Source organism: Anditalea andensis, assembly GCF_000714815.1.
Classification (GTDB): domain Bacteria; phylum Bacteroidota; class Bacteroidia; order Cytophagales; family Cyclobacteriaceae; genus Anditalea; species Anditalea andensis.
Window position 1 is genome coordinate 361,995 of the sequence record NZ_JMIH01000022.1, and the last position, 23,733, is coordinate 385,727.

19 protein-coding genes are annotated in these 23,733 nt (G+C 40.8%); 9 read left to right on the forward strand and 10 right to left on the reverse strand.

What is annotated here, in order from left to right; all coding sequences use genetic code 11:
• Nucleotide 1: 1 nt before the first annotated feature.
• The 3 genes from EL17_RS14440 to EL17_RS14450 all read left to right on the forward strand — a co-directional run bounded on the left by EL17_RS14440 (nt 2) and on the right by EL17_RS14450 (nt 1,544).
• Complete coding sequence (locus EL17_RS14440; RefSeq protein WP_035075428.1) at nt 2–535, forward strand: OmpH family outer membrane protein; 534 nt, start codon at nt 2–4, stop codon at nt 533–535.
• Between the two features lie 23 nt (nt 536–558).
• Nucleotides 559–1,104, forward strand: coding sequence for an OmpH family outer membrane protein (locus EL17_RS14445; protein ID WP_035075430.1), 546 nt, complete (start codon nt 559–561; stop codon nt 1,102–1,104).
• Between the two features lie 239 nt (nt 1,105–1,343).
• Nucleotides 1,344–1,544, forward strand: coding sequence for a hypothetical protein (locus EL17_RS14450; RefSeq protein WP_035075431.1), 201 nt, complete (start codon nt 1,344–1,346; stop codon nt 1,542–1,544).
• Nucleotides 1,545–1,899: 355 nt separating this feature from the next.
• Here EL17_RS14450 and EL17_RS14455 read toward each other — a convergent pair whose 3' ends face one another.
• A complete protein-coding gene (locus EL17_RS14455; RefSeq protein WP_164675090.1) occupies nt 1,900–2,322 on the reverse strand; it encodes a hypothetical protein in 423 nt (140 codons plus the stop codon).
• A gap of 680 nt (nt 2,323–3,002) precedes the next feature.
• On the opposite strand from EL17_RS14455, the gene EL17_RS14465 reads away from it, so the two are divergent.
• Both EL17_RS14465 and EL17_RS14470 read left to right on the forward strand, forming a co-directional pair.
• On the forward strand, nt 3,003–5,375 hold the full coding sequence (locus EL17_RS14465) for a TonB-dependent receptor (protein WP_035075434.1): 2,373 nt from the start codon (nt 3,003–3,005) through the stop codon (nt 5,373–5,375).
• Between the two features lie 93 nt (nt 5,376–5,468).
• Nucleotides 5,469–6,398 carry a DUF4249 domain-containing protein gene (locus tag EL17_RS14470; RefSeq protein WP_084166231.1) on the forward strand — a complete coding sequence of 310 codons (930 nt, stop codon included), beginning with the start codon at nt 5,469–5,471 and terminating at the stop codon, nt 6,396–6,398.
• Between the two features lie 433 nt (nt 6,399–6,831).
• Here the strand turns inward: EL17_RS14470 and EL17_RS14475 are convergent, their stop codons facing one another.
• The 7 genes from EL17_RS14475 to EL17_RS14505 form a co-directional block, all read right to left on the reverse strand.
• Complete coding sequence (locus EL17_RS14475) at nt 6,832–7,440, reverse strand: alpha/beta hydrolase (RefSeq protein WP_035075437.1); 609 nt, start codon at nt 7,438–7,440, stop codon at nt 6,832–6,834.
• Nucleotides 7,433–8,383, reverse strand: a complete 951-nt coding sequence (locus tag EL17_RS14480; protein WP_035075438.1) for a ring-cleaving dioxygenase — start codon at nt 8,381–8,383, stop codon at nt 7,433–7,435. Before EL17_RS14480 ends, EL17_RS14475 begins: the two co-directional genes overlap by 8 nt.
• 94 nt (nt 8,384–8,477) lie before the next feature.
• Nucleotides 8,478–8,993 carry a YceI family protein gene (locus EL17_RS14485; RefSeq protein WP_035075440.1) on the reverse strand — a complete coding sequence of 172 codons (516 nt, stop codon included), beginning with the start codon at nt 8,991–8,993 and terminating at the stop codon, nt 8,478–8,480.
• Nucleotides 8,994–9,075: 82 nt separating this feature from the next.
• Entirely contained in the window at nt 9,076–9,525 is a 450-nt protein-coding gene (locus tag EL17_RS14490; RefSeq protein WP_205623559.1) for a MarR family winged helix-turn-helix transcriptional regulator, read from the reverse strand.
• 456 nt (nt 9,526–9,981) lie between these two features.
• A complete protein-coding gene (locus tag EL17_RS14495) occupies nt 9,982–11,568 on the reverse strand; it encodes an amidohydrolase family protein (RefSeq protein ID WP_035075444.1) in 1,587 nt (528 codons plus the stop codon).
• Nucleotides 11,569–11,837: 269 nt separating this feature from the next.
• Nucleotides 11,838–14,360 (reverse strand): ABC transporter permease, encoded by a 2,523-nt coding sequence (locus EL17_RS14500; protein ID WP_035075446.1) that lies wholly within the window; start codon nt 14,358–14,360, stop codon nt 11,838–11,840.
• The gene (locus EL17_RS14505; RefSeq protein WP_035075448.1) at nt 14,353–15,030 is read right to left on the reverse strand and encodes an ABC transporter ATP-binding protein; all 678 of its coding nucleotides are present in this window, start codon (nt 15,028–15,030) and stop codon (nt 14,353–14,355) included. The genes EL17_RS14500 and EL17_RS14505 overlap by 8 nt, the downstream gene beginning before the upstream one ends.
• Nucleotides 15,031–15,197: 167 nt before the next feature.
• Here EL17_RS14505 and EL17_RS14510 point away from each other — a divergent pair, with 167 nt between their 5' ends.
• The 3 genes from EL17_RS14510 to EL17_RS14520 all read left to right on the forward strand — a co-directional run bounded on the left by EL17_RS14510 (nt 15,198) and on the right by EL17_RS14520 (nt 18,331).
• Entirely contained in the window at nt 15,198–15,878 is a 681-nt protein-coding gene (locus EL17_RS14510) for an arylesterase (protein WP_035075450.1), read from the forward strand.
• A 206-nt stretch (nt 15,879–16,084) separates the two neighbouring features.
• Entirely contained in the window at nt 16,085–16,963 is an 879-nt protein-coding gene (locus EL17_RS14515; RefSeq protein WP_051720012.1) for an HAEPLYID family protein, read from the forward strand.
• A gap of 204 nt (nt 16,964–17,167) precedes the next feature.
• Nucleotides 17,168–18,331: a hypothetical protein gene (locus tag EL17_RS14520; protein WP_035075452.1), complete on the forward strand. Its 1,164-nt coding sequence runs from the start codon at nt 17,168–17,170 to the stop codon at nt 18,329–18,331.
• A 49-nt stretch (nt 18,332–18,380) separates the two neighbouring features.
• Here EL17_RS14520 and EL17_RS14525 read toward each other — a convergent pair whose 3' ends face one another.
• The gene (locus EL17_RS14525; RefSeq protein ID WP_035075455.1) at nt 18,381–21,416 is read right to left on the reverse strand and encodes an AAA family ATPase; all 3,036 of its coding nucleotides are present in this window, start codon (nt 21,414–21,416) and stop codon (nt 18,381–18,383) included.
• Nucleotides 21,413–22,642, reverse strand: coding sequence for a metallophosphoesterase family protein (locus EL17_RS14530; protein WP_035075457.1), 1,230 nt, complete (start codon nt 22,640–22,642; stop codon nt 21,413–21,415). The genes EL17_RS14525 and EL17_RS14530 overlap by 4 nt, the downstream gene beginning before the upstream one ends.
• 391 nt (nt 22,643–23,033) lie before the next feature.
• On the opposite strand from EL17_RS14530, the gene EL17_RS24195 reads away from it, so the two are divergent.
• Entirely contained in the window at nt 23,034–23,570 is a 537-nt protein-coding gene (locus EL17_RS24195) for a septal ring lytic transglycosylase RlpA family protein (protein WP_035075458.1), read from the forward strand.
• Nucleotides 23,571–23,733: the final 163 nt, after the last annotated feature.

Here is a 23,733-nt window from a genome sequence, read left to right on the forward strand (position 1 = left end):
TATGTTAAATCGTCTAAAATTATTACTTTTGTTCAGTGTATTGTCGTATACTTCGATAAATATATCATTGGCTCAAAAGATAGGTTATGTAGACTCGGAGTATATATTGAACAAACATCCTGAATACAAAACCATACAGGAGGAGATCACTGCCATAGGGGCAGAGTGGAGAAAAGAGGCACAAAGTTTGACAAAGGAGATCCAGGAAATGTACAATGCATTAAAGGCAGAAGAAGTTTTGCTGACAGAGGAAATGTACGAAGAAAGAACTGCCAAGATCAGGGAGAAAGAAACGGCCGCCAATGCTTTCAATAACAGGGTATTTGGGACCAACGGCCAGTATTACCAAAAGCAGGCAGAACTCCTACAACCTTTGCAGTCCAAGATATTTGACGCCATAGAGCGGGTTTCCCGTAAAAACAATTTGGCCATCTTATTTGATAAGGCATCTGGTCTGTCGATGATCTATACCGATCCAAGGCATGATTATTCTGACTTTGTCATAGAAGAATTAGGAATAGAAGAAAACAAATAAACAATTAAATTAAAAACCAGATTATGAAAGCAAGAATTATCCTTTCAGCAATTGCTATATTTTGCTTAGGATTCGTAGCCCAGGCTCAGACAAATGTTAAGATCGGCTATACCAATATCGATTACATCATGGACTTGATGCCTGAAATGGAGCAGATAGGTGCCGATATCCAAGATTACAGTGGTCAGTTGCGAACTCAGGTACAGACTAAATCTCAGGATTTTCAAAGACAGGTACAATCTTATCAGCAGTCTGCCCCTACCATGACAGATGAAGCAAGGACTCAAAAGGAACAACAGTTGCAAAAATTACAGGAAGATATCCAGCAGTTTGAGCAGGATGCGCAGACTTCTTACCAAAGAAAACTTCAGGAGCTATTAGAGCCTGTTCAGACTAAAGTTTTCAATGCAATCAACGCTGTGGCTGCTGAAAACAATTATACCCATGTATTCTCAGAAACAGCAGGACAGGCACCTGTATTGCTTTATACCAAAGATGATGACAACTTTACAGATTTGGTATTGGCTAAATTGGGCGTAACGCCTCCTGCCAGACCAGCTGCTAATTAATAGGTAATAAAATATATATTTATAAAAAAAAGCCTGATTTATACGGATCAGGCTTTTTTTAATTAATAGACTCTTTTAAATTATTATAATATTTATTATTTGCACACCACACCACTGATATTCGCTTTATGTATTTTTTAGATATACTAAAGGTTATGGTGATTAAGCATAAAAGTAATAATTCATGATTTAAGCACTGCAGCCTGATCAGATGGTCCACATCTTAAAACCATCCACTCATGGAAACTTGGAAAAGAGCGGATAGATGCAGGCTAAGAATTTTTTCAACAGACCGATATAATCTTCCAGGAACAGGGATTTATACCAGAGCCATTTCAGCTATAAATGTAGCGGCGATTTATTCTCTGCTCATGTATGGCAGCACTGGGAACGGTAATTTTTGTGGTATTGACCTGAAGACGGAAGAAATCAGATCATGAAAGTAGTAAACAGGATCAACAAGATTATTATATTATAAAACAATAATGCTATAAAAACTTTAAGAATAGTAAGCCTATTGGCTTTAATTATATTGTTTTTCTTCCTGTGATCTCGGTACCATGAATTAACCACCAGAGTCTATTTGATATAATTTATACTTGAGCTTTCAGGATGTTTCAGGAAATGATCTGGTAAAAGGAATTGATTACACTACTTCATTAGAAACTGTGATGGATTCATAATATACATTGGATATTATTGTTTGCTGCTTTTCAAAAACCCATTCACAGCATTACCAGAGCAATTTGACATCTGTTGGGTATCTGATGTATGATTCGTAACAAGAGGCATCCATCAGAAGTACATGGCTGTTGTTGACATCATGCTACCAGTGACTGATAAGAACCTCCTGTATTTTTTTCCATTCACAGTGTTTTTCAATAGGATTCTGGTCATGTTGGTCATTTCCTTTATCTGCTGGTTATCGGCAAGCACCTTACCGCAGAAGTACTGCAGGGACCAGTCCGGATTGTAACGCCCCAGCAGCTGTCGGTCACTGACGTTAAGATAGGCTTTCAGAAACATGAGTGCAAAAATTCCTTTGCCACCGAACCAGCAGGCGCCCCTTCGGGAAGGTTTCGTCTTAAGACAGGCCACAAGGTCGTCCCATGGTATGGGATCATGTACCTGTCCCAGCAATATACTCTTGAAAAAGTGATATTTTGGAGAATATCTATCGAAATCTTTGAAAAGTGGAAGCGGGTATATACCTTTCATAGTATTGTTGTTTTGCAACATTAAAATACAAAAAAGAAAACCCCGAAAAAAGCCTTAAACAGCTGATTCCGGGGTTTTTGTGTTATTATTTTTTTAAGAATTTATCTGAAAATCAAGAACTTGTAATTATATCAAGAATCCCTAGGTATACTACCAGGTAATACAAATGAATTTTAGCTCGGAGTATTGGATCAAAATACAATGCCGCACTCGCAGGTTTTAATCAAATTGTAATTCCATTATTACCGATGTAATCGGTAACTTTTACTGATCGCTATTTTAAAAAGTTACCATGCTTTTATATTGATTGCAATATGCAAAACTATATATATAAGGCAACCGTCATTTTCAAATTACATTACACTAATCTTTTTTTTCATTATGATATTTAGTTGAGGGAAAATTACCGTAATATATTAGCCCTACCTATACGACATTAATAAACAAAATTCTGGGTTATAATTGACTATTGATGAATTATTTATTTAAAGTATTTAAGGGTTTTAATTTTTTTTCAGTTGGAACAATTATTTTTGATTTTTCTATTCCCCTCTTTAAACATTCTATGAAATCAAGCATGATAAAAACTTCCCAAACTGTGATGATTATAATCATGTGCGATATCACCCCGGCCTCCGCTACAGGACAAATTATGGCCTTTGAAAAACAATTATAAACAGATGAAAAGAACTATATTTTTTTACTTTTTTTGTTTTATCTATTTTAATTCTTCAGCCCAAAAAGTGACGGTGAGTGGCACTGTCAAAGATGCTGAAAACGGTGAAAACCTAATAGGAGTAACCATATTTGATAAAACGAATCAAAAGGGGGCTGTAACCAATAACTACGGTTTTTTTAGTTATTCTCCTTCAGATAAAGAGGTAAATCTAATTTTTAGCTATGTAGGCTATGAACCTATAAGTATATTCATTAACGTGGCCAAAGACACCATCCTCAATATAGAACTACGTCCGTCCGGTCTTCTAAGCGAGGTGGTCATAGAAGGACAAAAGTCAGATCCCATACAGGAAAGCACCCAGATGGGTATGGTGAATGTCCCGCTCAGAGAGATCAAGAATCTGCCGGCGCTGATGGGTGAGGTAGATATCTTTAAAGTTATCCAGTTACTACCGGGAATTCAGTCCGGATCGGAAGGTGCGTCGGGATTATATGTGCGTGGAGGAAGCCCTGACCAGAATCTTGTCCTGCTGGATGGTGTTCCTGTTTACAATGCCTCCCATCTGTTTGGATTTTTCTCGGTGTTCAATGCGGATGCGATAAACAACGTGGAAGTGATCAAAGGTGGATTCCCTGCCAGATATGGAGGCAGGCTTTCCTCAGTGATCGATATCAGCATGAAGGAAGGGAATATGAAAAAGTTTCAGGGTGAAGGCAGTGTGGGTTTGATAGCTTCCAAACTTACCCTTGAGGGACCTATAGTCAAAGATAAAACCTCCTTTTTATTGTCGGGCAGAAGGACCTACCTCGATATGATTGCTAGACCTATCATCAGGAATTCTACCGGTGGACAGGAAGATGTTGGGTATTATTTCTATGATGTCAATGCCAAAATCAATCATATATTCAATCTAAATAATAGACTTTATCTAAGCTATTATGGCGGGGATGATAAGGGTTTTTCTTCCTACAACAATTCTTGGGAAAGAGGGGGAAATTCAGGAACAATGACCAGCAAAGAAGAAGCTGGACTTGGTTGGGGAAATAATATTGCTGCACTGCGAGGGAACCATATTTTCAACCAAAGACTTTTCGCAAATTTTACAGGGACATTTACCAGATATCGGTTCAATCTTTTTACAGAATACGAAGATATCTTTAAAGAAAATATGGACGGCAACATCGCCCGTAATTTTTACTCAGCCAATTATACTTCCAGCATCAGGGATTTAGCTTTTAAGGCAGATTTTGATTATATACCTAACCCCCAGCATTATATCCGCTGGGGAGCAATGTTGATAGGCCATAGGTTTGCACCCGGCGTGTATGTATCGCAGGATAATCAGAGACCCGAAACAAGGGAGGGTGCCATCCAATCTGATTCGCGGGAATTGTCCATTTATTTAGAGGACGATTTTAGTTTAGGTGATAGGTTAAAATTCAATGTGGGAGCACATTTTTCGGGTTTTAAAGCTGATACTCGAACTTACACTTTCTTCCAGCCACGAATGGCCATGAGATACCTTTTGGACCCCGGCTCCTCTCTGAAATTTTCTTATGTGCAGATGGCGCAATTTGTCCATCTCCTCACCAATGCAGGACTGGGACTTCCTACAGACCTTTGGGTGCCGTCAACTGACAGGATCGGTCCACAGGAAAGCTGGCAGGTGGCTGCCGGATATTTTAAAAACCTTGGTTATGGACTCGAATTTTCGGCAGAGGCTTATTACAAAAATATGGAAGGTGTCATCGAATATCAGGATGGGGCATCTTTCCTCAATACCTCAGAAGATTGGCAGTCAAAGGTTACTTCAGGGGAAGGCAGAAGTTATGGTCTGGAAATTTTGTTACAGAAAAAGTCAGGAAGGACCACTGGATGGATAGGATACACGCTTTCAAAGACGGAAAGGAGATTTGATGATATCAATTATGGTGAATGGTTTCCTTTTCGGTATGACCGAAGACATGACATCAGTGTGACTGCTGTTCACAAATTATCCGAAAGGATTGACTTCTCCGGTACCTGGGTCTTTGGAAGTGGCAGTTTTATAACGGTGCCGGAACAAAGGTATCAACATTCTATTTCCGTAATAAAAGATTCTAATGATGGATATGCAGACCTTTACGTTGACCATTTCGAATCCAGAAATAATTTTCAGATGCGGCATTACCACAGGATGGATGTAGGCATTAATTTCAACAAAACAAAAAGATGGGGAGAGCGGACATGGAATGTATCGGTGTACAATGTATACAGCAGGTTAAATCCGTTTTATATGGATATCAGCTATAACTATGAAAAGGAGCGCAATATGCTCAGGCAGTTCAGCCTTTTCCCAATATTACCCTCAGCTTCCTACAGATTTACCTTTTAATTATGAAATCGAGCATGAGCAAAAGCTCACACACTGGGATGATTATAACCCTTGCGAGATTCCATATGACCGTTGAAAAGAAATTATAAACATATGAAAATCAAGTACTTTTTACTATATCTCATCAGCATGGTTACTTTGGTTTCCTGCGAGCGGTTTCTTGAGGTGGAACTGCCGGGGCAGGAGCCAAGAATGGTATTGAATGCGCTTTTGGAACCCTCAGATTCGCTGACTGTTTTTCTGACCAAAAGTAAAGGTGTATTGGAGGGTAGAGCTTCAAATGGAGAATTTGAACTGGTTGAAGGGGCAAATGTATATTTAAAAGATCAGGAAGGCCGGATTTATCCTTTGGAGTACATCAATAGGAGCAGTCCATATGAAACCAATGCCTATTATTATCTCAGTGGCCATGAGTTCTTGGCAGGCCAGACCTATGAGATAATAGCAGAAAAAGAGGGTTTCCCTACTATCACCAGTGAACAGAAACTGCCGGATAGAATTCAGTTGAAATCAATAGACATTATCAACCTGGGACCGGTAGATGGAAACGGAAACAATAATGAACTTGAAATAACGGTAAAATTTGATGATCCTCCCGGCAGTAATTTCTATGAGATTTCAGGTTCATTTTTCGCAAGTGACACTGTTATTATTGAAGGTATACCTTATGTAAATAATTATTTCTTAGATCCTTCCCTCATTCCCGTCAACCCGGTGTATAAAAAAGATTATTTGATGAGGCCAGTACTTCTTTTCAGTGATAACTTATTTAACGGATCAGTATCAGAAATGGTGTTCAGGACTACGATCCCGAGAAATGTGGAATTCCAATTTACCATTAAATTCTCCCATATTTCTGAATCCTACTACAGGTTTTATGATACTGCAGATTTACAGCGGTCCAATCGGGGGGATATACTTTCCCAGCCTGTACTTGTATATAATAATATCAATAATGGCATGGGGATTTTTAAATCCAGAAATACAGATCAAAAGGTAATTAAGATTAGGGTAGGAGATTGAAAGAGGGCCTCTGTGAAAATTCACACACTGGGATGATTAAAACCATGCGAGATACCATTCCGATTCCTTTTTCACGGAACAAGGTTTTTTTTGAAAAACAAATTATACACAGCTGAAATTAATGGTCTAACATTACACCATATTAATAATATAATACGGTATGATTAAGGTTAAAAAACAAATATTCAGACGTATATACTATGTTTATTCCTATTTTTCCATTGGTTATCATAATTAACTTACTTCCTATGTATACGGAGTGGGTATGGAGAGAAACAGGAGTGATAAGGAACAGGAATGGGAGTAAACCTGAGTTTTAGTAATTGATATGACATAGGTGATGTATAATCTTTCAAAGCGGAACAAATGAAGCCGAAGTCGCCAGCGTATAAGCCGTTGATTGGGAGTTAGCCTTATATTTGAATGCTTCTCCTTATAAAATATGTTGATTAACCCAATCAATCTCCTCCTGTCTGATCGTGTGCTGCGGATCATCGAAAATAAGGGTGTTTACATTGGCTCCTAACTTTCGCAATAGATCAGCAGTGGTTTTTATTCTGCTTAAGGGTACGTGCATGTCCCGGTTGCTGCTGCCGATAAACACCGGTGTTTCCGCAAAGTCCCCCTTGTATTTGTCAGCATTGATTATTTCTCCTATGAGTCCTCCGGTGAAAGCAATGACTCCTCCGTATTTTCTTGCATGTAAGGCAGCATATTCCAGTGTTAAACAGGCCCCTTGGGAAAACCCGATGAAATATAACTTCTCTGGGTTGATGCCTTCCTTCTGGCACCCTTTCACTAATGCATCTATTGTACTGATTGCCTTGGTATAGGCAGGTTCGTTTTGGGCTTCGGGAGCCATGAAACTATAGGGATACCAGGTACTGCCCTCAGCCTGTGGGGCCAGTAAGGCAAAGCCTTTTAAATTCAGATGGTCTGATAGTGTCAGGATACTTTCAGCGCTTGCCCCACGGCCATGAATCAATATGGCTACTTTATCAGCTCTGTGCAAGGAAACGCCTTTTATTACGGTATTAGTCATATTTTCCGGGGTTTAGTTTGAGTGAAGGGAGGCTGGATGTTATTTTCGCACGCTGTGGCTCTACCCAATCCGGTAGTTTTAAGGCTTCACCCAGGTTGGCCTTCTCTTCGTCAATGGCAAAACCTGGCTCATCTGTTGCAATTTCAAAAAGTACACCTCCTGGCTCACGGTAATACACGGATTTGAAATAATTCCTGTCTTTGACCTCAGTCACTTGTACACCATTTTCCATCAGTTTTCGCTGAATGGCCGCCTGTGTTTCATCATTGGCTGTTCTGAAAGCTATATGATGTACGGTGCCGGCACTCTGCATACCGGGTCTTCCCGCCGGGTCTACCAGTATATCAATAATATCCCCTGGATTCCCGTCAATACCGTAACGAAAACGGTTTTTTTCTTTTCCTATAAACTTATAATCCATCAGTTCTGTAAGCAACTTTTCTGTTAGCTCCTTTGATTTCAGGTTTAAGGTAGCACTGTGAAAGCCTAATATGGCATGTTCCTGGGGAATGTGCCCATAGGTCCATCCTTTTCTAAGATCATCTGCTGCAGCTACCAGTTCTATGCCCATCCCGTCATGGTCTTCAAATCTGATCAATAACTCGCCAAACCGCTCTAATGTGGTGGAGGTGGTGATTCCCAGTGAAGATAACCTTGATGTCCAGTAATCCAGTGAATGCTCTGGGATGGAGAAGGCAGTGTAGGTGAGTTCGCCAGTGCCTTTAGTGCCCCTTCTTGCCCCTTCAAAAGGGAAAAAGGTAAGTATAGATCCCGGTGAGCCTACTTCATCTCCATAGTAAAGATGGTAGACACCCGGAGCATCAAAGTTGATGGTTTTTTTTACCAGCCTTAGTCCTAATACACTGGTATAAAAGTCTACATTTTTTTGGGCATTTCCAGCCAGGGCTGTGATGTGATGGATGCCTGAGATTAATGGGGCCATGGTTATGTTTGTTTAGGTTGCTTTGTAAAAAAAAAGTAAGCAGTGAGGTTTAATCCCTACTACTTACTTTTCAGATGCAAATAATAAGGATTTATTAGTTTTTTACTAGCTGTACGCTGGCCAATAGTTTGATTTGGTCACCTACCACTACACTTCCTGCTTCCGTAACCGGCGACCAGGTAAGTCCGAATTCTTTTCTGCTGATCTTGCCTTCTAATTCAAATCCTGCCTTGGTATTGCCATATGGGTCGTCTGCTATACCACCAAATTCAACTTCAAGCTCTACCGGTTTGGTGACATCTTTGATCGTCAAATCTCCTTTTAGGACACTTCCTTCTAATGTCCCGTTGGTAAATTTGATTTGAGGATACTTTTCAGCATCAAAAAAGTCGGCTGATTTTAAATGGGTATCACGGTCGGCCTGATTGGTGCTGATGCTGTTTATATCAGCAGAAAATTCTATTTTAGCTCCTTTAAAGTCATCGCCCGTAGTTTCTGCATGTCCTTCGAAAGTAGTGAAGTTACCTGTCACCGTGGAGATCACCAGGTGCTTTACTTTAAAAGATACTTCAGAGTGCGTAGGGTCGATGGTCCATTTTGTAGTGCTCATAATTTGTAGTTTTTGTTTGTTTTATAAAATAGTAAAATGTTAATACACTGTATGTCTATACACTTAAATATAGAAATTTTTTTCAGCTCCTAAGTTTATCCAGGAGCTCATTTAATAGATCCAACTCCGGTTCATCTAAATGGAGGATTTCCCTGTTGAACTTATTTACTTGCTCTTCCAGCTTTTCCAATGTAGACAGTCCCATCTCAGTGATCGTAATGTCTACCTGCCTTCTGTCAGAGGGACATTCTAACCGGCTGACCAGGTCCTTTTGCTTTAGCTTTTCTACCAGCCTGGAGGCATTGCTCATTTTGTTAAGCATCCTATCCTGTATGCTCGAGACCGTGATAGGCTCAGGATGTTTGCCCCTTAATATACGGAGTACATTATACTGCTCGGGAGACAAACCATAAGGCTTGAACAGTTTGCCCTGCTGGGCTACTATGTAACTATTGGTATACAAAAGGTTTACCAGTGCCTTATTATAAGGATCCTTGAACTTCTTTTGCTTTATGGCCTCTTCTATTTTCATCAGATTAATATTTGTTTTTTAAAGGCCATAACTTTTTCCGTACCAGAGGTCGGGATAGCCTGTCCAGCATATACTCGGGTGAATCTTGTATTTTCCCCGATAACTATCAGGGGCGAAGACATCCCAATTGGATAGGATTTCCTCATGCCCGATTTTATCGCTGTTTTCATTGTATTTAATGTATATACATTTAATACGGCTGTAAAGTTTCAAAATACTTTAAATATTTCAAAATATTTTTTAAAAGAATTGGCCTAACAGAGACAAGACACTAAAGGAAATTGATGAAAGGTAGGATCCGGCACTTAAAAATAAGGCCTTAGCGGCAAAATCAATTACCGTTAAAAACCTGTGTGCCTTGGTGCTTAGTATGATTGTAATGGTGGAGCTATCATCTTTTGCATATCATATCTGTAAAATATGGGCCCTTTGGGGTATAATAATTATTGTTTTTTATCAATCAAGTCCCGGCTGTTTGATCCTGGCATTCTCCCTAGCCTTATGTTGAAGTACGATCTGATGTACATCTTCAAGCAGTTTTTTGGCATCATATACTATACCGTCTTTAACGGTGTATTTCACCCCGCCCACACGGGTGGGTTCATTATTGTTGTCTATCCGTATAGCACCGGTACCATATAGTACTTTTAGATTCTGGAGGGGATTCTCTTCTACAATGACAAAGTCTGCCAGTTTACCTACTTCTACTGAACCAATTCTGTCTGACATGCCCAATGCTTCCGCTCCGTTTAAAGTAGCCGACCTGATGACTTCTATTGGATGGAAACCTGCTTCCTGGAGGAGTTCCAGTTCACGTATAAAGGCAAATCCGTAAAGCTGATAGATAAATCCTGAATCAGATCCTGCAGTCACCCTTCCGCCCCTATTCTTGTATTCGTTGACAAAAGTCATCCATAGCCTATAGTTTTCTTTCCACTGTATTTCGTGGTCCGTCGTCCAGTCAAACCAATAGCTGCCATGTGATTCACGGCTGGGCTGATAGAACTTCCATAGTGAGGGCAGGGTATATTCATCATGCCACTCAGCCCTTCTGGTCCTCATCAGGTCACGGTTGGCTTCATAGATGTTAAAGGTAGGATCTATGGTGAAATCCAGTTCAATGAGCTCGTCCATGACTTTGTTCCATTTTTCGGAATAAGGTTCAGCCGCCTGTTTCCAAAGTTTGCCTGCTTCAGAAAAACGGTGCTGTTCATTTTGATAGTTATAATCCGTACGGTAATCCTGTATGGTGCGGCCGGTAAACAATGCCTCGGGCAGTCCGTACCAGTGTTCCATAGATGTCAATCCGGCCCGGGCCGAATGCAGTACATTCCAGCGGGCTACATCCATCTGGGCATGGTGCATGGCAGAACGCAAGCCTATACGTTTGTTTTCTTCCATGGCTGCCTGCATGACTTCCGGTTTGGCGCCAAAGAATTTGATACCGTCAGCGCCTTTATTGGCATTGGCATTTACCCAATCCTTGGCTTCTTTTGCGGTTGCGATGGTCTTACCGGCACCCTGCCCAAAGCTAGTGTAAGCTAATATTCTTGGCGCTGTGATGGTATTATTGGCTGATCTGCTTTTCTGGTCGAGCACCCAGTCCAGGCCGTTTCCTGCAGATGGATCTCTGATGGTGGTGATGCCATGTGCCATCCACAGTTTGAAAACATACTCTGCCGGAGTGCCCTGTCCGGATCCTCCTATGTGACCATGCATATCTATAAAGCCGGGCAATAGGTAATGTCCTTCCAGTTCGAGCACCTGGTCATTTGGTCCTGCCTGGGGTCTTCGGTTTTCTTTGATGGCAAGACCGGGGTAGCCTACCGTCCTGATCTCCGTAATAATATTCTTTTCTATTATTATGTCCACCGGACCTATAGGCGGTGCACCTGTTCCGTCCAGTAGGGTGACACCTCTTATAATCAATCTATCATAAGGACCATCTCCCTCTGCTCTGTTCGGAGCAGGCATGATCTGGCTTTTGGCCTGGAAGACCATAACAGATAGCAAGCAAAGGAGTATCAGTATTTTTTTTTTCATATGTGCTGAAGTATAGAAAAGGTAATTTAAAATTATTTTATCCAACAAAAAAACAGCTTTTATATAAGGTGAAAATAATAGCCCCTAAGGAGTATTTTTCCACAATATAAATAGAACCAATAAGGTAAGAAACGCAAAGAATACTGTTTTATGTGGAAGGCAGCAGCTAAGAGGCGAAGTCACTATAAATTAACCCAGTTACCACGTCGAAACAGATGATGTTGTCAAATTGTTCCTTATCGCAATTTAATTCCAAGTACTGCCAGCAACTAACCTCTCAAAATCTCCATTGGCGGCTGCTGGATGATCTTGCGGCCATTGAGCCACCCTAGGATTACCGTCAGGGCGGTGATGCATACATACACGATCAGTGCCTCCTCCCATACCGGCCTGAATGGAATATTGAACACAAATGCACTCAACAGGCCTGCAGCTATAAAGGAAAGACCTATTCCACAGATAGAGGCCAGACTGCCCAAAAATAAATATTCCAATGTATTGATCCGGGTGACTATAGCACTGCTGGCTCCCAATGTCCTTAGCAGTATGCTTTCGCGCATCCTCTGATATTTACTAATAATCAACGAACTGATTAGCACCAGAAAACCCGTCACTATACTGAACAGGGCCATAAACTGGATCACAAAACTTATTTTGCCCAGAATATTCTCCAGTGTTTCTGTGATGGTGCCCAGGTTGATTACGGATATATTCGGGAAAATGCGTACGACTTCCGCCTGAAGATCCGCAGCTTGTCTGTCAGTGGGGGTTTTGGTCATGATGACGTGAAACTTGGGGGCATTATCCAGCACATTTTCCGGAAAGAGCACAAGGAAATTAGTCGATACCTGATTGAATTTAATATCTCTAAAGCTACCGACATAAGTGGTAATCGGTCTTCCCTGTACATTGAAGACGATCTGATCTCCTAAACTAATGCCAGTCCGGTCCGCATATCCTTGGTCAAAACTCACAAAAATACTATCTCCCTGATTTTCTACTTTTCGAAGATTTCCTTTGACCATCCTTTCTGAAGCGATAAGCGTATCGCGATAGGTGACTCTGAATTCACGGTTGTATAGAGATCTGGATCTTTTGGTATCTTCGTCCAGTTCTTCATTTTCTTTTTTGGAGATGCCATTGATTTCCGCCAGTGACATGGTGACGATGGGTACCTGCTGTATGATCGGGAAATTTTTATTCTGTATTCTGCTCTTGACATCTTCTAACTGTTGTGTCTGGATATCAAACATCAGCATATTAGGCTGGTCTTCTTTGTCGGCAAACTTAGCTTCGGCCAGCAACTGGTTTTGGACAAAGAATAAGGTGCTGATCATTGCCGTGCCCAGACCTATTGTAGCAATAAGGGAAATGGTTTGATTGTTAGGTCGGTATAAGTTAGCCAGTGACTGTCTAAGTGGGTAATTGAGCGATATGGGTAGGAATCTGCGGATGGCCCACATGATGCCCATGCCCACCAGCCACAGCGCAGCAAAAGCAAACAGCACAAATCCTGTGAAGCCCAAAGCCTCTTTCCAGCCACTCATCAGATAGAAGCTAAATGAGAAGATGAAGAGGACGATGGCAAACATGACCAGCCATCTTAAAGGATCTTGGCTAAGTTTCATATCTCCTGACTCTGGTCGTAAAGTCATCATAGGTGATACCTTCCTGATCTTCAGCAGGGGCAGAAGGGCAAATAAGATAGATATGAACAGACCTGTCAAAATACCCAACAAAACAGCTTTCCAGGAAATGGCCATAGAAACATCCACTGGAAGGAAATCACTGAATACAGTAGGAAGGGCTATCTGAAGCAGCGATCCTAATCCGGCCCCTATCAAAGAGCCTATTAATCCCATGATGACGATCTGGGAGAGGTAGATCATAAATGTCAATTTGGACGATACCCCAAGGCACCTTAAGACCGCTACGGCAGCCATTTTTTCTTTGACAAAGACATTTACTGCACTGGCCACGCCTACAGAACCCAAAAGCAATGCAATAAACGCTACCAAACTTAGAAAGCTGCTAAGGTTATCAAATGAGCGTCCGGTAGATCTTTTTCTGGATGCTACCGTCTCATGTCTGATGTTTTCTTCTTCCCAGTTTTCTTTGTGGTCGGCTATCGTCTGCTCTACCTCCACCTTTGGGCCCAGCTCAAAGTAGGAGACATAATTTATTCTGGAACCTACCTGGATCAGGCCTGTGGCTTCCGCATAAGCCATGGGGATGTAAACTGCCGGGGCCACGGTGGCGGTTATGCCGGTCTGACCAGGCACTTTATCCAGTTCTCCCTCGATCAGGAAAGTAAGTTCGCCGACTTTGATCGAATCACCCACTTGGGCATTGAACTGTGCCATTAGGATTTTTTCTACCAAAGCCCTTCTCCCCCCCTGTCTGAAAGTCTTTTCTGCGTCTGCGGGGATCGTTTCCAGTATTCCATAAAAGGGGAAATCACCTTCCAAAGCCCTCACCTGCGTAAGCCTGCTTTCGCCTGAAGCAGGAAAAACAACCATGGAAGCAAAATTGATTTCATTGCTTCTACCACTGGCTACTGTATCCACAAATAGGTCTTCTGGAAGTGGCTGGTTATTACTCAGTACTAAATCAGCTCCTAGGAGGTCTTTGGCTTGGTTATCGATAGCCTTACTTAAGTTATCGCCAAAAGAACTGATGCCTACCAGAGCAGCTATTCCTATGACAATGGAAGAAATGAATAGGATGAGCTTTGATTTGTTTTGCCGAAAATCCCTGAAGGCCATCTTCAGGGTCCACATGATGTTATACATACTGACCCTCCTGTATGATGCCCCCTTTTATTTGGATGATTTTATTGGTTTTCTTTGCCAGCTCGGGGTCATGGGTGACCAGGACCAGTGTGGTTCCGTTCTGTTTGTTCAGGTCAAAGATCATATCTTCTATGATGGTACCCGTTTCAGTATCCAGGTTACCGGTAGGTTCATCTGCAAATAGTATTTTAGGTTCATTGGCAAATGCCCGGGCTATAGAAACCCGCTGCTGTTCCCCGCCGGATAGCTGCGTCGGATAGTGGGTGGACCGGTCAGCCAGGCCTACCATTTTGAGCAGCTCCTGCGCTTTTGTTTTGGCATCCTTTCTTTTTTTAAGCTCTAGCGGCACCATTACATTTTCCAAAGCTGTCAATGTGGGGAGCAGCTGGAAATTTTGAAAAATAAAACCTACTTCTTTATTCCTTACAGCAGCCCTTTGATCTTCTGATAGCTTTTCCAACGCATGTCCGTTGAGGATGACACTGCCAGAGGTAGCATAGTCCAAACCTGCGCAAAGACCTAGTAGCGTGGTCTTACCGCTTCCAGAAGGGCCTACTATGGCGACACTTTCCCCTTCATCAATGGAAAAATGTACGTTGTCCAGCACTGTTAATTTTCGGGAACCGCTTTGATAGGTTTTCGTGACGTTTTCTACGGAAAGAATTTGCATGTTGAAAGAATAAGGTATAGATCTGATTTAGCCTAAACGTATATGGCGGGATAAACGTTTGTTTAAAAGTAAGCTCTTTTAACATAAAGCAAAAACAACTTTTAAAGAAGTATGCTTATAATGTGAAAGGTTTATCATATTTATATTTAATATCATCGATAGAGCACATGAAAAAAAATAATTATCCGCATTTGATTATAATTTTATTTTTATTGTTGGGCTTTGCTTGTGGGACCAATGAGGTGGACACGGACGAAACTGAGGTGGTCAGAGAGGAAGGTGCCAAGCCATCAATTGAGCCCAAGACCATATTGTTTTTCGGAAACAGCCTCACAGCAGGATATGGAATAGATCCGGAAGATGCTTTTCCAGGGATTATCCAACAAAAAATAGACAGTCTAGGCCTGGACTATAAAATAATCAATGGCGGTTTGAGTGGTGAAACTACTGCCAGTGGGCTTAACAGACTGGACTGGTTCCTGGAAGAGGAGCCGGATATTTTTATCTTAGAACTAGGAGGAAATGACGGACTGAGGGGCATTGCGGTGGATGAAACCAGAAAAAATCTGGAAATGATGATAGAGTTGGTTCAAACCAGGTATCCTGATACGGAGATCGTTTTGGCAGGTATGCAAATCCCGCCGAATATGGGCCGGGACTATGCAGAGAATTTCCGGAACATGTATCTGGATATAGCAGGTGATTATGATCTTGTTTTGATACCGTTTCTTTTGGAAGGAGTGGGAGGAGAAGCTTCATTGAACTTGCCCGATGGTATACATCCTACTGAAGAGGGCCATAAGATCGTGGCTGAGACAGTGTGGGAGTATCTTTATCCCATTTTATAAATTGGGTATAAGGCTGTGTCCTCTGCCCGGCGAAGGGTAAAGCCTATTCTCATATACCATTGGTAATCTCTTTGAGAATCAGCTATATCTTCTGTAGATCAGGGGGTATGGCCTTAGGTCTACCATATATGGGTTTATTATCATTTTAGGCAATAAGGCTAACAATCTGGAGCAGGTGGTTATTTAGTAAATATAAATTCTTAAACATGAAATACTCCCTTTTGATTTTTTATTTTTTTCCTGTTTTGGTCTTTGCCCAGTCTTTGCCTGGAGCTGAATTTCAGAATAGACAAGAGGTAGATAGTCTTGTTATCGAAGAGGAAGAAAAAGGCAAGCCCCCCAAAATTTTTCACGCAGAGCCAGTTTTTATAGACCTGATCACTGATCTGGGCGCCAGAAAGGGAGAAAGCGCTTTAGAGCTTGGAGCAGGATTTAATGATTATCTTGGATATACGAGATACAACGTGCTGTTGGAATATGAATTTGTACCTGTAGATCGGTTGGGCTTTGAGATTGAAATTCCTATAAATCTTTTTAGTGATAACAGTACTGATCAAATGTTTCTCCAAAGTGGAGCAAAAGAAGATAGGGATGGCAGCAGGATCAATGCCCTTAGGACTGCCGTACAGTATACATTTTTGGTGTCAGAAAAATGGCAGACCTCATTGGCGATAGGGTATTTGAATGAATTAAAGTTGCCAGACTTTAAAGATTATGGAAGAGAGACTGCCCTACAGGGAAACAATTACAATCCTTTCCTGGTGGCTGCTAAAAGATTTGGGTTGAATTACCACACTTTGATATTAGGGGGTCCATTGATAAAGCAGGGGTTTGGTGAAGAGGAAGTTGATGTTATCTGGCAGGTGAATTCAAATTTTCACTATATGATCCCCGGTACCCGGAATTTTCTTGGGATCGAATTGAACAAAGAAATAGAAGATGGGGATTTCAGCATGGTCATCCGCCCGCAGATTATCATCAATTTAGCCCAAAACTTAAACCTCGGCTTTACATCAGGTATTCCTGTCAACAAAGAATACCAGAGGATGAGTACATTTTTTAGAGTGATGTATGATTTTAATTAGGTAGATTTTTTAAAACTCATAGGAAGGATTTGACATATGTTGAAGTAAATTTTGGCTATATTTACAATAAGGTGCAAAGTAGAAAATGCCATGTCTATTTTTTAACTCATACAGTATATCTGAAAGGCTATTAGTAGTTTTTACAAAATTAATGAGTAAATTAAAGTGTTGATTCATAATTTGTAACTTGTAGATCATGTTTTAATGCTCAAATTTTTATACCTATACCTGATTTTAGGGGCAATATTAGTTTTATCCTGCAGTACCAATCAGGAGGAAGCTGTACAGGATGAAAGTCAAGCATACGAGTTGGTTATTATAGATTCAGTGATGGTGGATCACATAGGCAGGATGATGTTCACAGACATCAGCCCGGATGAATCCAAATATCTGGGTTATGATCAAAATACATTTGATTTTATCATTACTGATAGGGAGGGAAATATTACTCATCAGTTTAATAAATCCGGAGATAAACCGGATGGGATCGGTGCTTCTCTGATAGCCAGACCTAAGTTCATCAATAATACTCAATTTGCAGTGTCTTCGAGAAATGGCGTTTTTATTTATAATCTTGACGGAGAGTTAGAAAAAGTGATTGCTCCAAATTATGAAATACAATTAAATGTAACTTTCATTGGCGCTGATCATCTACACCTAGTAGATGAAAACCATGTGGTCACCAGGCTAGAGGGCAGAGCAAGACAGGACGGTGGTATAGTAGAAGATGTGAATGGTCCGCGGTTGGAACTGGTAAATTTAGAGAGGAACGATTTTCAGGGGATAGTGAGAATGCCCCGGGCATCCAGGTTGGCAGATGGCAAAATTTTCCCGCTGGTCAATACTATGCCTTTTTTTACTGTGTCAGGGAACATGCTTTATCTTTTCTTTAAAAATGATGATCAGTTTCATGTTTATGATTTACATGATCTGGAAAAGCCTGAAGAGAGTTATATAATACCTTTTGAGAAATTTCATTTAATAACCGGGAAAGATCCATCGAATGTGGATAATGCTGAATTTCAATTTGAATTAAGAGATATTTTCTATGGTGGTATTCAAAATATAATAGCATTGGATGATAAATTGATTGTAGCATATACCCCTGGGCTAAGTGATCAGGAATTTGTATCAGCTACTGCTGGGATAGATAATTCCGTTGAAATGTTTGAAGCAATCGAAAAGGTAAATAAGGTAGCCGCTATTTTGATGAGGAATGATGGTCTTCCTTTGAATTTAATTTATCCGGATAATTTTAGCACTTTTCAATTTAGAGATGCTCAGGGGAACATATACATAAATCTGGAATCTGAACAAGAAAAAGATTATGAAGTGGTTTATATCTCTAGGTTGGAAAGATTGAATTGAGGCACAGCCTTATGGTTAGTCGTCCTAAAGCAGAGCCTTAGGACAACACTTAGTACGAATACCGCACTACACTGCCCTTCTCTCCATCCAGTTCCACTTCGGCATATACTCCGATCTCCTGCTGCAGTTCCTCTACATGGGAGATGATGCCCACTATGCGGTTTTCTTGATGTAGGGATTTGAGGGTTTCGAAGACTACGCGCAGTGAGTTTTTGTCAAGGGAACCGAAGCCTTCATCCAGGAAGAAGAAGCTCTGGTCGGCTCGGTTCAAGGATTTTACTTTTTCTGCCAGTGCCAGAGCCAGACAGAGAGATGCCTGGAAAGTCTGACCCCCCGAAAGCGTTTTTAACAGACGCCGCTTTCCTCCATTCAGATGGTCCAGTACCCAGAAGGTATTGTCACTGTCGATCTCCATGCTCAGGTTGTTATTGGTCAGTTTCATAAAGCGGAGATTGGCAGCGTGGCTCAAATCTTTTAAATAGATACTGCTGACATATTTGACAAATCCACTGCCCTGGAATAACCTGTCCAGCTCTCTCAATTGGCTTTCCCGCTTTTCCACTGTATCCAAATTCTTATTCAGTTTGGCCTTTTCTTCCAGTTTTAGCAGGGTGGTCTCCATGTGGTTATGGGTTAGGGTAAGCTGGCTTTTGATGTTTCCCAGGATTGTTTTCGCCGATCTTAAATTATCATTCAACTGTTCAAATGCCGCTTCATTAAATTGGTTTACTGCTTTGTTCTGTTGTAATGCTTCTAATTTGTCCTTAGTGATGTCCCACTGCCGCTCGAATTCTCTGATGCTGTTTTCCAATTGTGCCACATCCAGATTTTGGTCCAGAATGGCTTTAAGCTCATGCTCCATCTCAAAACCCATCTCCTGCATCTTGGATTGCAGGTCATCTTTAAGTTTTAACTGACGATCTTCGCAGCCTTTGAGGAGTTCGGTATACTGATTTAGGTTTGCTAGGTTGGTGGATTGCTTGCCTCTGGATTCTATGAGTACATCCTTATTTCGCTGGATTTTAATTTCAAGCTGATCTATGGCCTGCTGTACTTTGTTGATTGCATCTTGAATCACATCATTAGTCTGGCTGAAATAAGCTTCGCAAAATACTTTATACTGAAGATCCTCTTTTTTGGAAGCAATCGCAGAAAGCTGTGCTGTATATTCATTTTGGATGCTTTGTAGTTTTTCTTCGTCAGATTTGGAATTAATCGTAAGCTGGCCACATTCCAGACGTAGGGTTTTTATGGATTGGAAAAGCTGTTGTTGCTTTACAGTAATAGCAGCTGATTCATTAAGGAAATCTTCTACAGCCTTGAGGGAATCAAAGCCTTTTTCGTTTATTTTACTAAATACATTTTGTCTTTTGCTTTGTACTTCCTTGAGCTGTTTTTCTTTGTCTTCTATCTTATTTACGACATCGCTATGGCTAAACACGATTTTATCCAAAGTACTGGCCAATCTACGGATTCCTGCCAGTGCTGTTTGATTATCCTTTATAGCCATTTCATTTGTCTGAAGGTCTACGGTATCAAATTCTGCTTCTATAGGGTTAGGATGGTCATCAGAGCCGCAGAGCGGGCATGGCTGTCCATCATGAAGGTGTGGTGCATATCGAGATAAACCCTGTTGCTGGATTAACTTTTCTCGGACGGTCAGGAGGTGATTTCCTTTATTTTCTTCAAATGTCATCCAGTTTTCTAAACTGTGCAAACCTTCAGGAATTTGACCTTTGATAGCCTTGATTTCTTCTGTAACTGAGGTTAGATGCCCCTGAAGTGACTGGAGTTCTTTTACAGTTTGGTCTATAACCAATTGGTTATCCCTTATTTCTCTAATGTAGGTTTTCAGATCTGCCAGTTCATTGGGGTCCGGTGTTTTTAACAAATCCATTTGCTTTTCCTGCGCTTCGATTTGCTCGGTCAGGTGGATGATTTTTTCTCTGCACCCTTCGATGGAAGGTCTCAGCTGCTCAATGGTTTTTTTATAGTCTCTGGATTTAAGCTGTAGGGCATTGATCTCCATCACCTTTTTAAGATCGCGGATTTTTGCCTCCCTTTCTCCCTTTTTGGCAAACTCTTTTTGAAGGGCTGTTTCGGTGTGGATAAGTTCAGCTACTTTCTCCTCATATTCTGTTTTCCAACGTTTACAATTTGTGACAGAAACACTATATTTTTCCAGATCAACCTTCAATTCATCCAATTGGGTAATAAGAGGTTTGAAATGTTGGGTTGCTGTTTGGTATTGTTGGAGATTTGATCTGGACCTTTCGATCTGAGGAAGATGTTTTTGCAGTTCATCATATTGAATCTGCAGCTCCTTTAATTCCAAAAACCGCTCTCTAACTAACTTGGCTTTGCTTAATTCCTCCTCTATTAGTGTATATTTTTTTTCCTCTATACCTTCTTTTTCCTTTAAAGCTGACAGTTGTTTACCCTGTTCCTGGAGCAGATCTTCTGTGAATTCCGCCATTCCTTCCAGTTGCGTTTTAAGGGTGAGTTTTTTAGTATTCACCTCCGAAAGAAGGTTTTTTGTCTGAGAGCTCAGCTCAAAACGTTCCAGTCCAAATAAGTCTTTCATCATATCCGCCCTGTCCTTTGGCTTAAGTTCTATGAAATCTTTGAACTTACCCTGGGGAATGATTACAGTCTGACGGAAATGGTCCATCTTCATGCCCAATATTTCTTCCGCCCCCTGATCCAAAGGTTCCCATGAAGAAGTATTTGTGGCCCTATAGAATGTATGCACCGCAGGCCGTACATCTTCCCAATTGTTTTTATTACGGGAAGCGACATATTCAGCTTTATATTGGTACTGGTTGTTTTTTCCTGCCTTAAATTGGAAAGTGATGGCTACCCTGTTGCTTTGAAGATTGAGCATGCTGCTTTTTTCTCCACGGGAGGAGAGCCTTTCCGTATTCCCATATAGGGCTAAGAGAATAGCTTCGAGTATGGAAGACTTCCCACTGCCTACTGCACCGAAGATACCGAACAATCCTGCTGATGTGAGTTTGTTAAAATCTATGGTCTGCTTTTCTTTATAGGAGTAAAGACCCTCTATATCTAATGTAACCGGTATCATGAGGTGTAGTTTTGACTGGTGATTTCCCTGAAAAGTGACATCAGCTCTTCATTGGGCTCCAATCCTTTCTGGGTTTTAAAAAATTTCTTGAATAGGGTTTCCATGTCCTGATTCAGGTCATCTGCATGTAGGGCATTATTTCCAGTTCCTATGCCTGCCGACAGTTGTGGAATCAAATTCACTATACCGTCATGAGCCTGCATGATGGCCTTCCTCGTTTGGGAGTCGATGGATTCTTCTGTTACATACGTCAGCTCTACAAAGCAGTAGGGGTTTGCTTCCAGCCAATTCAGTGTTTCCTCCAAGTTATCAAATTTTTTACGGTAAAGTGGTCTTCCACTTTTTAGAGGGATAGGATCATAACTAACCCGTTGAGCCGGCTGTGCTTCTATTTTGATCACCTGCTTCACCTGATCGGCTTCACTGAAGGAATAGGCCAGGGGCGAACTGCTGTAGATCACGGGACACCGCAACTTATCCACTGCATGGTAGCGATGAAGGTGGCCTAAAGCAGCGTATTGGATCTGTCGGGGAATATTGTTAGTAAAAAGGGCCTGAGCACCCCCTACATGAAGGATAGACCTTTCGCTTTCCGGTTCTGGCTCGGGTTTTTCTCCTTCTTTCACAAAAAAGAAATGCCCTATAAATATGTTTACCCCTTTATCATCACAATAAGTATCGGCTATGTTTTTCCATTTTTCAGATAAGAGGTTCCTAAGCGATTGTTCTTTGTCACTTTCTCCGAGATAGGTTTTTAGTAAAACTTCATTGGCATAAGGGGCCATCAATATCCTAACCGGAAAGCCTAAATACGGCAATTTTGCTTCTATGAACCCGGGTTCACTTTGGGTAATGACTATCCCAGACCCCACCGGACCGGTCCGGACCACTGAGTCATATTTACTATAGAATATGATCCCCAGCTCCCTGGCCAGAGGATCAGGTGCCTCTACGAACTGGGTACTGTCATGGTTGCCGGAGATGGCGATGACGAGCCTTTTACCGTTATTGGACAGCTTCTTGAGTGTCTTAAATAACAGCTCCACGGCTTCATGGTTGGGATTGAAGCTGTCAAATATATCTCCTGCCAATAAGACTAAATCTATTTGTTCTTTATCGCAGACTTGTCCGATCTCTTCCAGAACAAGCCTTTGCTCTTCAAGTCGTGAAAATTCCTGAAGCTTCTTGCCCAAATGCCAGTCAGCGGTATGTAATATTTTAAGCATAAAGGATGAACCTTATAAAGGAACTATTGGTGTAATTTTAAATTTAGAACCTTATTTTTATTTGGCCAAAAGTAGTGTAGATAATTGTCGTAAAAGAAGAAATATTTCAGATCAAGATAAATTTAAACATTGGTGACCTGACATCTGGATTAAGCAGAATTTCTTATTATGTGGCTTTTATGTGAAATAATAAATATGGTATAACTCCACATAATGTGGAAATGTTTAATGAAAAATTCCACATGTTTGTATAAGAAGTTGATGACATTGAAATGTTAAAAAGATAATTTTTTCTTGCTTTCAATTAATTTTTACGGCTTATTTGGGGTACTGTTGTGTGGAAGTTGGTGATTGTGAGGCTGTGGCATTGTATTTGTCTTTAGCAAAAATTATGAAAAAGTGGATTTTATTTAGTTGTATATTGTGTTTAATCCTTGGGACTCAGTCAGTGAGCGAAGCTTCGACATCATTCCATGAACAGGATACCCTGCTTACGATACAGAAAGGTACAGCAAGTTTTTACGGAAAACTTTTTCATAAGAAGAAAACCGCCAGCGGCGAGACTTTTGACATGAACGAAATGACTGCTGCGCATAAACACCTTCCTTTTGGCACACGGATCAAAGTGACCAACCTCACCAATGGCAAACAGGTAATCGTAAAAGTCAACGATAGACTACCTCCCTCCAGCAGCCGTGTAATAGACCTTTCCAGAGGCGCTGCAAGACAATTGGAAATGATAGGAGATGGTTTAGCCCCGGTAAAATTAGATGCATTAAGCTTTAGAATGATCTCCACTTTGATCAATTATTATGAGGAGATTCCCTCGGAATTAAGATTGAGAAGGTTTTTTGAACCTATCCAGCATATTCAAAATTATCAATATATATTTCAGGCACCTTTCTTAAGTTCAAGATCGATTAAATAATCATTAATTGACGATATTTTAATATATAAGCCCGTATAGAAATCATTACGGTGAAAGTGATTAGTTACGAAGCCTATATATCTTTTTTTTTTATTTGTAAAGGTTGTTGAACTTACATTTTAAGTTTTACTGTGTTTTATCTATTGAATGGTTACATTTTATC

Coding starts and splice junctions, on each gene's coding strand:
- EL17_RS14440 (WP_035075428.1), top strand. CDS start 2: ATGTTAAATCGTCTAAAATTATTACTTTTGTTCAGTGTATTGTCGTAT.
- EL17_RS14445 (WP_035075430.1), top strand. CDS start 559: ATGAAAGCAAGAATTATCCTTTCAGCAATTGCTATATTTTGCTTAGGA.
- EL17_RS14450 (WP_035075431.1), top strand. CDS start 1,344: ATGGAAACTTGGAAAAGAGCGGATAGATGCAGGCTAAGAATTTTTTCA.
- EL17_RS14455 (WP_164675090.1), bottom strand. CDS start 2,322: ATGAAAGGTATATACCCGCTTCCACTTTTCAAAGATTTCGATAGATAT.
- EL17_RS14465 (WP_035075434.1), top strand. CDS start 3,003: ATGAAAAGAACTATATTTTTTTACTTTTTTTGTTTTATCTATTTTAAT.
- EL17_RS14470 (WP_084166231.1), top strand. CDS start 5,469: ATGAAAATCAAGTACTTTTTACTATATCTCATCAGCATGGTTACTTTG.
- EL17_RS14475 (WP_035075437.1), bottom strand. CDS start 7,440: ATGACTAATACCGTAATAAAAGGCGTTTCCTTGCACAGAGCTGATAAA.
- EL17_RS14480 (WP_035075438.1), bottom strand. CDS start 8,383: ATGGCCCCATTAATCTCAGGCATCCATCACATCACAGCCCTGGCTGGA.
- EL17_RS14485 (WP_035075440.1), bottom strand. CDS start 8,993: ATGAGCACTACAAAATGGACCATCGACCCTACGCACTCTGAAGTATCT.
- EL17_RS14490 (WP_205623559.1), bottom strand. CDS start 9,525: ATGAAAATAGAAGAGGCCATAAAGCAAAAGAAGTTCAAGGATCCTTAT.
- EL17_RS14495 (WP_035075444.1), bottom strand. CDS start 11,568: ATGAAAAAAAAAATACTGATACTCCTTTGCTTGCTATCTGTTATGGTC.
- EL17_RS14500 (WP_035075446.1), bottom strand. CDS start 14,360: ATGTATAACATCATGTGGACCCTGAAGATGGCCTTCAGGGATTTTCGG.
- EL17_RS14505 (WP_035075448.1), bottom strand. CDS start 15,030: ATGCAAATTCTTTCCGTAGAAAACGTCACGAAAACCTATCAAAGCGGT.
- EL17_RS14510 (WP_035075450.1), top strand. CDS start 15,198: ATGAAAAAAAATAATTATCCGCATTTGATTATAATTTTATTTTTATTG.
- EL17_RS14515 (WP_051720012.1), top strand. CDS start 16,085: ATGAAATACTCCCTTTTGATTTTTTATTTTTTTCCTGTTTTGGTCTTT.
- EL17_RS14520 (WP_035075452.1), top strand. CDS start 17,168: ATGCTCAAATTTTTATACCTATACCTGATTTTAGGGGCAATATTAGTT.
- EL17_RS14525 (WP_035075455.1), bottom strand. CDS start 21,416: ATGATACCGGTTACATTAGATATAGAGGGTCTTTACTCCTATAAAGAA.
- EL17_RS14530 (WP_035075457.1), bottom strand. CDS start 22,642: ATGCTTAAAATATTACATACCGCTGACTGGCATTTGGGCAAGAAGCTT.
- EL17_RS24195 (WP_035075458.1), top strand. CDS start 23,034: ATGAAAAAGTGGATTTTATTTAGTTGTATATTGTGTTTAATCCTTGGG.